The organism is Streptomyces sp. MBT53 (assembly GCF_016654115.1).
In the GTDB taxonomy this organism is placed as follows: Bacteria; Actinomycetota; Actinomycetes; order Streptomycetales; family Streptomycetaceae; genus Streptomyces.
In genome coordinates, this window is sequence record NZ_JAEQAZ010000023.1 from 60695 (window position 1) to 70308 (window position 9614).

At 70.9% G+C, this 9614-nt stretch carries 8 protein-coding genes; 6 read left to right on the plus strand and 2 right to left on the minus strand.

Annotated features, from left to right (window positions below):
• Positions 1 to 34: 34 nt before the first annotated feature.
• The 6 genes from JHN45_RS11495 to JHN45_RS11520 all read left to right on the plus strand — a co-directional run bounded on the left by JHN45_RS11495 (position 35) and on the right by JHN45_RS11520 (position 7100).
• Positions 35 to 211, plus strand: coding sequence for a daptide-type RiPP (locus JHN45_RS11495; RefSeq protein ID WP_158002849.1), 177 nt, complete (start codon positions 35 to 37; stop codon positions 209 to 211).
• Positions 212 to 324: 113 nt separating this feature from the next.
• Complete coding sequence (locus JHN45_RS11500; protein ID WP_201048943.1) at positions 325 to 1053, plus strand: ABC transporter ATP-binding protein; 729 nt, start codon at positions 325 to 327, stop codon at positions 1051 to 1053.
• Positions 1046 to 1786 (plus strand): ABC transporter permease, encoded by a 741-nt coding sequence (locus JHN45_RS11505; protein ID WP_201048944.1) that lies wholly within the window; start codon positions 1046 to 1048, stop codon positions 1784 to 1786. The genes JHN45_RS11500 and JHN45_RS11505 overlap by 8 nt, the downstream gene beginning before the upstream one ends.
• Complete coding sequence (gene mpaP, locus JHN45_RS11510; RefSeq protein ID WP_201048945.1) at positions 1783 to 3438, plus strand: daptide biosynthesis intramembrane metalloprotease; 1656 nt, start codon at positions 1783 to 1785, stop codon at positions 3436 to 3438. The genes JHN45_RS11505 and mpaP overlap by 4 nt, the downstream gene beginning before the upstream one ends.
• A gap of 66 nt (positions 3439 to 3504) precedes the next feature.
• On the plus strand, positions 3505 to 6018 hold the full coding sequence (gene lanKC / locus JHN45_RS11515) for a class III lanthionine synthetase LanKC (RefSeq protein WP_236583581.1): 2514 nt from the start codon (positions 3505 to 3507) through the stop codon (positions 6016 to 6018).
• Positions 6015 to 7100: a glycosyltransferase gene (locus JHN45_RS11520; protein WP_307783080.1), complete on the plus strand. Its 1086-nt coding sequence runs from the start codon at positions 6015 to 6017 to the stop codon at positions 7098 to 7100. Before lanKC ends, JHN45_RS11520 begins: the two co-directional genes overlap by 4 nt.
• On the opposite strand, the gene JHN45_RS11525 is transcribed toward JHN45_RS11520, so the two are convergent.
• Entirely contained in the window at positions 7071 to 7856 is a 786-nt protein-coding gene (locus JHN45_RS11525) for a hypothetical protein (RefSeq protein WP_200712704.1), read from the minus strand. The genes JHN45_RS11520 and JHN45_RS11525 overlap by 30 nt on opposite strands.
• 50 nt (positions 7857 to 7906) lie before the next feature.
• Positions 7907 to 8500: a GPP34 family phosphoprotein gene (locus JHN45_RS11530; protein WP_201048947.1), complete on the minus strand. Its 594-nt coding sequence runs from the start codon at positions 8498 to 8500 to the stop codon at positions 7907 to 7909.
• Between the last annotated feature and the right edge of the window lie 1114 nt (positions 8501 to 9614).

Genomic DNA, 9614 nt, shown 5'->3' on the forward strand with positions numbered 1-9614 from the left:
AGAGACCCAAGACATCGGGAAGGAGGTGAAAGAAATGAAGGAGAACACGAACCCCGCTCTGGAACTGGCCATGCAGGAGCTGTCCATGGAGGAGCTGGAGGGCATGGAGGCGCCTGACTGGTGGGACAGCTTCCTCGCCAGCGCCGCCATCTCGGCCGGCGTCAGCGCCGCCTACAGCACCATCGCCGTCACCTCGGTCATCGCGACCTGACGGTGCGGTGCCTGACGGACAGTGCCCTGTTCCGGACGCCGGCCATTGGCGTCCGGAACAGGGCCGCACCGACGAATATACGTGCGGCCCGAAGCCGCAGGGGAGGACGTGGCGTGACCGACGCCATCGACATCACGGGACTCACGAAGCGCTACGGCGAGCTGACCGCCGTCGAGGACGTGTCGTTCACCGTCCGTTCGGGCCGGGTGGTGGGCCTCCTCGGGCGCAACGGGGCCGGGAAGACGACGACTCTGCGGATGCTGCTGGGGCTCGCGCGCCCGACGGCGGGCAGCGCCACGATCTTCGGCCATCCGTACGCACAACTGCCCGGAGCAGCCCACCGGGTGGGCGTCAGCATCGACGGCATCGGCCCCTCCGCCGCTGCCTCCGGCCGCGCCGACCTGCGGATCTGGGCCCAGACCTGCGGCCTGCCCCGCACCCGGGTGGACGACGTCCTCGAACAGGTGGGACTCGCCTCCGACGCCCACCGCAGACTCCGCGACTACTCACAGGGCATGCGGCAGCGGCACGCCCTGGCCACCGCGCTGCTCGCGGACCCCGAACTGCTCATCCTCGACGAACCCGCCAACGGCCTCGACCCCGACGGCATCCGCTGGCTCCGCGAACTCCTGCGCTCCCTCGCGGACGAGGGCCGCACCGTGCTGGTCTCCAGCCACATCCTGGCGGAGGTCGAGCAGATGGCCGACGACATCGTCATCCTCCAGAAGACCCTGCGCTACAGCGGCACCGCCGCCGAACTCACGAGGAACGGCGAACTCAGCCTGGAGAGCCGCTTCTTCGACCTGGCCGACCCCACCGTGAAGGAGGACGTTCGTGCGTGACCTGATCGGAGCCGAGTGGCGGAAGGTCTGGACCGGGCGCGCCGGGTGGGTGGTCGCCGCAGCCGCCGTCCTGATGTGTGTGATGGCCGACGCCGGGTTCGTCCAGCAGGATGCGGACAAGAACCCCGGCGGCGGCAGCACCGCGGAGATCACCTCCACGCTGGTGCAGGGCTGGTTCATGGTCGAACTCGCCGCCGCAGTCGTCGCGTTGCTCGCGGTCACCCGGGAGTTCGGGAACGGCGCCATCAGCCGGTCGGTGCTGCTGAGCGGCGGGCGGGGGCGGCTGCTCACGGCCAAGCTGCTCGCCGTCGTCGGCAGCGGCGCGGTGTTCGCCCTCGCGGCCGGGGCGCTGGCCGCCGTCAGCCCGTGCCTGTTCCTCGCCGGGCACGACCGGCAGCCGGAGTGGACGGCGACCACGACGTGGACGCTGCTCGGGGTGATGCTGACCATCGTGGTCGGCGCCGTGTGGGGGGCGCTGCTCGGGTTGCTGATCCGGCAGCAGGTCGCCTCGATCCTCGTCCTGCTGGTCAGCACCTGGCTGGTCGGCGAGGGCCTGCTGCGGCTCGTCCCGGCGATCGGCAGGCTCACCATCGACGAAGCCATGGCGTCCGTGTACCGGGGCGGCAACGAGAACCTGCTGCCGATCCCGTGGGCCCTGCTGGTGCTCGCGGTGTGGATCGGCGCGGGCACGGTCGTCGCCCGGACCCTGTTCCTGCGCCGGGACCTTCCGTGAGAACGGCCCTGAAGAGGCGCCAGGAGGAGAAGCCCCCGGCACCGCTGCCCGAGCGTCCCCGCCTGGCGCCGGACGCCCGGGTCCACGAGCCGATCGAGGACGGCGCCCCCTGGCTCGTCCAGTCCGGCGCGCAGCGCTACCTGCGGGTGGCCGCCGGGATGGCGAACCTCCTGCGGCTGGCCGATGGCACCCGTGACGCCGAGGACCTGGCGAAGGAGCTGGGCTGGTCGGTCGAGCTGGTCGGCGAGGGGCTGCTGCGCGCTCGGCGCACGGGGCTTCTCGAAGACGCGGCCGCCACACCGCGCCGGGAGCGCCGGATCACGTTCGTCCCGCCGCTCACCGTCCAGCTCACCGTGGTCCGCCCGGAACGCATGCTGAACGTGTTCCGCCCGCTCACCGCCCGCCTGGCGCACCGGGGTTGGGCGATCGTGGCCGCGACCCTCGCCGGGGCGGGGCTGCTGTCGCTCGTCGCCCAGGCGCAGACGACGATCGCCGCCCTGTCCGAGCCGATCTCCCTGCCGGCGCTGCTCGCGCTGCTCGTCGTCACCTACTGCGGCACCATGCTCCACGAGCTGTCCCACGGCCTGGTCCTGAGCCACTACGGCGGCCGGCCCAGCCGTATGGGCTTCATGCTCTTCTACCTGACACCCGCGTTCTTCTGCGACGTCTCCGACGGCTGGCGGCTGCCGAGGAACCGGCAGCGCGTACGGGTCGCGCTCGCCGGGATCGCCACCCAGACGGTCATCGCCGGTCTCGCGGGCGTCGGTTCGGTGGTCGTGGCGGTGGCGGGGGGAAACCCCGCTGTGCGTGATTTCCTGCTGCTCCTCACGGTCACCAACTACGCCTCCGGCCTCTTCAACACCATCCCGTTCGTCAAGCTCGACGGCTACCTGGCGCTGATGAGCCACCTCGACATCTCCCACCTGCGGGACCGCTCCATCACGGACGCCCGCCGCCTCGTCGCCCGGCTGCTGTTCGGCGGGCGGTACGAGCGGGAGCTGCCCGGCGTCGAGTGGGCGCCCTTGTTCGGGCTGGCCTGCATGCTGTTCCCGCTGTATGTCGTCAGCATGGCCTTCACGCTGTGGGGGTCGGTTCTGGAGAGCGCGGGGATGGTGGGTGCGGTCCTCGTCTCCGTCGCGCTCGGGTATCTGTCGCTGCGCGTGTACGTCGGCGTCCTCAAGCTGCTTGCGGAGGCGCGGACGGCGGGGGCGGCCGGGTGGCGACGGGTGACCGTCTCTGTGGCGGCGGTCGGGGTGGTAGCGGCGGCGCTGCTGGGGATCTCCGTGCCGTACACCGTGACCGGCGGGTTCGTGGAGGAGCGGGGGCGGACGGTCCTTGTGGCGACCGGGACGACCGACCGGGACGCCATTGAGCCCGGCGCCGAGGTGACGTTGCAGAGCGGCGGGGTTGTTCTCCAGAAGCAGCTAGGTACGGCCGAGGTCGCGTCCGGCGACTTCGTGGACCTGTCGGTGCCGTTCTCCGCGTTCGTCCCCGTGACCGGGCTCGACTCGCTGAAGGTGCCGGTCGCCGGGGTCGTCCTCGACGGTGGGCGGCTCGCGCCGGGGACAACCGGCCAGGCTGTGGTGGACGCGGGTGAGCGGAGCCTCGGTGACTGGCTGTACCTGAAGTACGTGGCGCCGTTCTGGCGCTGACGCCGACCCCTGAACTCCCGTACTCCCGAAAGCGGTTGACCTGTTATGGATGCGTATCGGCGTGTGATGTTCCTGGCGCCCGGCACCCCCTTCTTCGACCGGACCGAGGCCGACACCTCCGACCCGGACGACGACTTCCTCGCTTCCGCGCCACCCGCCGACTGGTCCTGCCACACCGGCACCGACTGGACGATGCTCACCCCGCACGGCTGTCAACTGCCCGCGCAGGGCTGGAAAGTCCACGTGTCGGCGACGTCGGAGAACGCGCGGAGCATCCTCGCCCGGTCCTGGGAGTGGCTGGTCGAGCAGCGCATGGCGTTCAAGTTCATCCGCAGCAGGCAGGTGCTGTTGCGCCGCAACGGCAAGTACGGGGACCGGGGGGCCAGCGGTAAGTTCATCACCGTCTATCCCGAGGACGAGGCGCGACTGGCTCTCGTTCTGGGTGAACTGGGCGAGATCCTCGACGGCGAGCGCGGGCCCTACATCCTCAGCGACCTGCGGTGGCGCTCCGGTCCGCTCTACGTGCGGTACGGCGGGTTCGTCGCACGCATGATGAAGACGGCGAACGGGGAGAGCGTTCCCTGTATCGAGGACCCCGAGGGCCGGCCGGTACCGGACGTGCGCGGGCCTTCCTTCAAGCCCCCGGAGTGGGTGACGATCCCCGACTGCCTGACGGAGGCGCTGGAGGCGCGCAACGCGGGGACGCTGCACGACTTCCCCTACCGCGCCGAGCGTGCTCTGCACTTCTCCAACGGTGGGGGCGTGTACCGGGGGACCGACACGCGTACCGGTGCGCCCGTCCTGCTGCGGGAGGCGCGACCGCTCGCCGGCATCGACACGCATGGCGAGGACGCCGTCGCCCGGCTCCAGCGCGAGCGGGACTGCCTGGAGCGGCTCGCCGGACTTCCCTGGGTACCTCGCCTGATCGAGGCTCGTGTGGGGCACGAACACCACTTCCTCGTCCGGGAGTTCGTGGAGGGGGAGACGCTCGCGGTGCGGACGACCCGGGACAACCCGGCGTCTCCGGAGGCCGATGTGGAGCGGACGGCGGCGTACACGCGGTGGGCTGTCGACGTCCTCGACCAGATCGACCAGGGCGTGCGGGCCATGCACGAACGGGGTGTGGTCTTCGGCGACCTCCATCCCGGCAACGTCATGATCCGCCCTGACGACTCCGTCGCGTTCATCGACCTGGAGACGGCGTCGACGGACTTCACGGCCCGCCAGATCCACGCGGCGCCGGGATTTGCCGCGCCCCCCGCGTACCGGGGCACGGCGATCGACCGGTACGCACTGGGGTGCCTCCGGATCGCCCTGTTCACACCGCTGACCAGTCTGTTGGCGTGGGGTCCCGAGAAGCTGGATCAGCTGATCGAGCTTCTCGAGTCGCGGTATCCGGTGCCGGGGGACTTCGGGGAGAAGGTGCGCGCGGATCTGGGCGCGGGTGTGGTGGGCGCGGTGTCCGAGGGGGGCGGCGCGAAGGCCCGCGTCGACCTCGGCACCGACGCGCAGGACCCGGCGCCCGGCGAGAGGCCCACGGCCCCGGTCGGCACCGGCAGGCTCGCTACGGCCGTCGGTATCCTCTCCACCGCCACCCCCACCCGCCAAGACCGCCTCTACCCCGGCGACACCGCCCAGTTCATCCTCCGGGAGGGCGGCACCTGCCTCGCATACGGAGCTGCCGGAGTCCTCTGGACCCTCGCCGAGACGGGGACGGAGATTCCCGCCGAGCACGTCGACTGGCTGGCGGAGTCGGCGCGCCGGACCACCGACCCGTCCCCCGGCCTCTACACCGGCACGTCCGGTGTCGCCTGCGTTCTCCACCACCTCGGCCGCACCGACACCGCGGCGGCCCTCCTGAAGGAGGCCTCCGCGGCGGAACCCGCGAACGACACCCTCCTGGACGGCCGTGCCGGACTCGCCCTCGCCCACCTGTACTTCGCGCGCGCCACCGGCGACGACAACAACCTCAAGCAGGCCACCCTCCTCGCGGAACACCTCGTCGAGAGCGCGGCGACCCGTCCGCCCCGGCGAGGCGAGGCCGGTCTGCTGCGCGGCCGGGCCGGCACCGCGTTGCTCCTGCTGCGCCTGTACGCCCACACCCCCGACGCCGGCCTCCTCGACGCCGCCCACGACCTCCTGGACGCCGATCTGCGCGCCCTCGGCTGGACGGACGACGGCTGGACGGCGGGCTCCGCCGGCACGCGTCCCACGTTCGCGGCGGGCAGCGGCGGCACCGCCACGGTCCTGCGGGAGTACCTCGGACAGCGCCCCGAGCCGCAGTACGAGTCGGCCTGCGGGACCGTCCTGCGGTCGGCCCTGGACTGCGTCCCTCACACCGTGGGCCTCTTCCATGGCTTCGCGGGCGTCCTCCTGACGGCCACCCGGCTGGCCGGACCGGCGCAGGCCGCCGCCGTCGAGCGCTACGCCGCCACGGCCCGCCTGTACGAGGTCCCCCACGAGGGTGCTCCCGCGTACCTGGGTCTGGAGAACGTCCGCCTGACGACGGACCTGGCGACGGGGGCGGCGGGCGTGCTGCTGGCGCGAAACGCTGCTGCGGACAGGCCGGCGTTCCTGTGAACGACGTTGTGGCGCCGCTGTTCTCGGTGATCTGCCCGACCTACAACCGATCGGCGAAGATCACCGAAACCATCGACTCCGTCCGCGCCCAGACCATCCAGGCCTGGGAACTGCTCGTCCTCTCCGACGGTTCCGACGACGACACCGACGACTGGGTACTGCGTGCTGCGCACCAGGACCCCCGCGTCCGACTTCACCGCGTCGAGCGCAGCGGCCACCCCAGCGGCCCCCGCAACGCCGGACTCGCCCTGGCCCGAGGTGAGTTCATCGCCTACCTCGACCACGACGACCTCTGGCGCCCCGGCCACCTCAAGGCCCTGCTCGGCATGTTGCGGGCGGGCGCGGACTTCGCGGTGACGGGCTGCACCTACCACGACGCGGACGGCGCGGAAGCCGCCGAGTTCGCCCCGCTGTCTGCCTTCTGGCACCCCCAACTCCAGTTGCTGGGGCCGATGTTCGAGCCGTCGAGGGCGGCACACCGGCGCGGTGTCGTGGAGCGGGTCGGGGGCTGGCGCGGTGGTGCGGGCTTGGAGGACTGGGACCTGTGGCTGCGGGTGGCCGACGCGGGGTACACGTTCCGCACCGTCGTCGAACCGACCGCGGCCCTCCTGATGGACGTCGGCACCCGTAGGAACCGGATGCCGCGCCCCCACCGGCTACCCCTGGTCGTGCTCGACGACGCGCGAACCGCCCACGGGCTGCTGCGTGAACTCCGGTCCGGCCGGCACGACGAGTCGTTCCGCGCGGCCGTGTCGGCGGACATGAGGGACTGGTACCGGCGGATGGACGACTCCGGCACGCTGGTCCGCCCCCTCGACTGGGACGGGGACCTCGACGACGAGATCCGGCGCGTGGTCTCCGGCGACGTGAAGCTCTTCGAGGAACTCGTGCTGGTCCCGGACCGGGGCCGGTACGCCCTCGCCCGCAACCTCCTCTGCTCCCGCACCGAACACGCCCGCCGGGCCGCTCGGTTGGTGCCCTCGGTCCAGCCGCGTGTGCTGCGGCTGGTGAGGGACCTGGCCGAGGACGGGCCCGGCGGGCGTGCCGGTGGTTCAGATCAGGCCCAACTCCTTCGCCCTTAGGGCCGCTTGAAAGCGGGTGGTGGCCTGGAGGCGTCTCAGCACTTCCGCGACCCGCCCCCGGTAGGTGCGGACGGAGATGCCGAGTTCACGCGCGCCGACCTCGTCCTTGTCGGCGCGCGACATGGTTTGGAGCACCTTCAGATGCGTGCCGTCCAGCAGGACGGGATCGAGCAGCGTCGAGGCCTCCAGCGCCTTCGACCAGCAGAGGTCGAAGAACGACAGGAGGACGTCGGCCAGCGCCCCCTGTTCCACGAGCGCCCCGCCCGGTGCGGTGTCCCGCTCCGCCTGGAAGACGGCGGTCTCCCGGTCGGCGATCAGCACCCGTTGGAACTCGCCGTCGAGGAGACGGACCTGTGCGCCGTGCCGGATCAGCTCGGCGAAGAGCGCGGATGTCGCCTCGTTCTCCAGGGCCCGTCTCTGGAGCAGGATCTTCATCGCCACCCCGCGCCGCAGGCAGGTCAGGCCGACGCGGCGCGCGGTGAGGATCGCCTCCGGTGTCAGGGTCCGTTCCGGCTGCATCGTGAGGACTTCGCGCCGGGCCTGGGACGTGAGGTCCACGGCCCAGTCGCACATGCCCCTGTCGTCTTCCCGGGGCTGTCCGGTGGGATGCCGCAGGAGGGACTGGCGGATCAGCGAGTAGCCGAACGACAGGATTTCCTGCTGTTCCGCATGCAGTTTCCTGAGCCGCTGGTCCAGCAGTCGTCCGACGCTTTCGATGTCCTCGCCGGTTTCCGGTTGTTCCGAATGTTCTGGCAAAAGCGTTTGGTGCACGGAGACACTCAAGACTGTTTCCCCCCGTGAATGTCCTAAAGAGCGGACGCAGCGATGACCGCAGTGAGAGCGGCGATCGTGGTGCGGATGGTGTCCCCCAGTGCCGCGGCCTGGCCCTGCCCTTCGGTGATCGCGGTCAGTCGATCATCGAGAGCGGGACCCTGGGGCAGGACGGCCTTCAGGCCCGAGTGGTGGAGGACGGTGATCAGCGCGGCCGTGCGCTCGTCGGGGTCCTGGCCCTCCGCGAGGACGGAGGTCAGCCGTCCGCGCAGCGCTGCCGGCTCCGACGGGTCCGTGACCGGGTGTTTCACCGATCCGAACACTCCGAGCACCCGCCGCCCCTCCTCCCGCACGAGCCCCTTCTCCAGGAGCCCCTGGTACGCCGCGTCGAGCGCCGCCTCCCGCACTGCCAGCAGCCACTCCCGAGGCGTCTCCTCGGGGTGGTTCCGCTTGTGCTCGTCCATGGCCGCAGCCGCAGGGCTCACCGGTGTTCCGGGAAGCTCCAGCTCCAGCAGGGCGGCGGCCGAGGCCGCCAGGGACACCCGCAGCGGCGCCTCGCGCAGCTCGCCGGTCTTTTCGTCCAGCGCGAGCAGCACGATCTGCTCGCCGATGGTCAGATTCGTGGTCATAGAATCCCCCGTTGCTTTTTCACATAGAGGTAAACGAAAGGAGGCAGAGTGAGTTCCCGATGGCGGAGACAGGCATTCTTCTTGCCTTCCGCGATGCCGTTCACGCCCCTGGACACAGGTGGCGGCGGGGCTGGAGAAGCCCTCTCGGGTGAAACCCTCGGGCGGTGCGGCGAAGGTCTGCGCGGCGGAAGCCTGCGGGGCACCTAAGGCGAACGCGACAGCGAGCATCTCGCCCACCGCCGCCATCCATATCGGCCTGCATTGGTCTGTACATTTCAATCCCCCTGTCTCATGACGCCAGGGCAGGATCACTGCGGCGTCATCGAGCGGGGAACTGGTCTTCCCTGACCGGTGAGTTTCACGACCCGACCGGCCACCCCACCGACACGGAAGCCTGGTGTGGGGCTGCCTGCGGGTGCTCGGCGGGGCGCTCGCGCGTCAGGTTACGCGCGTAGCACACCCATGGTCAACGCTCGCCGGCGTGACAAGGATCATGACCAACTGGGGCTCACGTGAGTGATCGAGGACGAGGTCACTGGCCCGAACGAGGTCGTGTCGTACGACTGCTCGGGTGCTGCCCGGGCCTTCGACGAGCAGAAGCGCAGGCTCATCCTGAGGCCGCCGGGACACGTGCCTCGCGCGGAACGCCTGCGGCAGGATCAGGGAACATCGGGATCTCTCCTCCTGACCTTCCGGACAGTGGCGATCGCCGGGGAGCATGTGTGACGAGAGCAATTCCGCCGATGGACAGCCGGGCGTCTCCCATGCGGCGCGTGGTTCGACGCGGCTCCGGAGTCGGTCGTGAGGCAGCCACCGTTGGTGTTGCCCACCGGTCGCTTCATGGTGCTCCCCACCCGGTCGAACGCCGGAGCGAGTGGGAACACGAGCAGCACTGGTCGGTTTCAGAGATCCCCGTCACCGTCGGCCGACCCGCGCGTACGTCGACAGCCAGTGGCGATTTCTTCTTGACCGCCGGACGGCGCCCGCGAGGCGGGCGCCTGTCCGGGCAGCGGGCCGCGCTGCGTCCGATGTCGCCGGGCGACCCGTCAGGCCGTGTCGGGCTACTCCGAGAAGTGTGGTTCCGCCTTGCGGCGGGGGTGGGTCACGTGCGGCT

What these genes read in the sequence shown, in the direction of transcription:
- JHN45_RS11495 (WP_158002849.1), top strand. Translation starts at nt 35, where the DNA reads ATGAAGGAGAACACGAACCCCGCTCTGGAACTGGCCATGCAGGAGCTG.
- lanKC (WP_236583581.1), top strand. Translation starts at nt 3,505, where the DNA reads ATGTTCCTGGCGCCCGGCACCCCCTTCTTCGACCGGACCGAGGCCGAC.
- JHN45_RS11530 (WP_201048947.1), bottom strand. Translation starts at nt 8,500, where the DNA reads ATGACCACGAATCTGACCATCGGCGAGCAGATCGTGCTGCTCGCGCTG.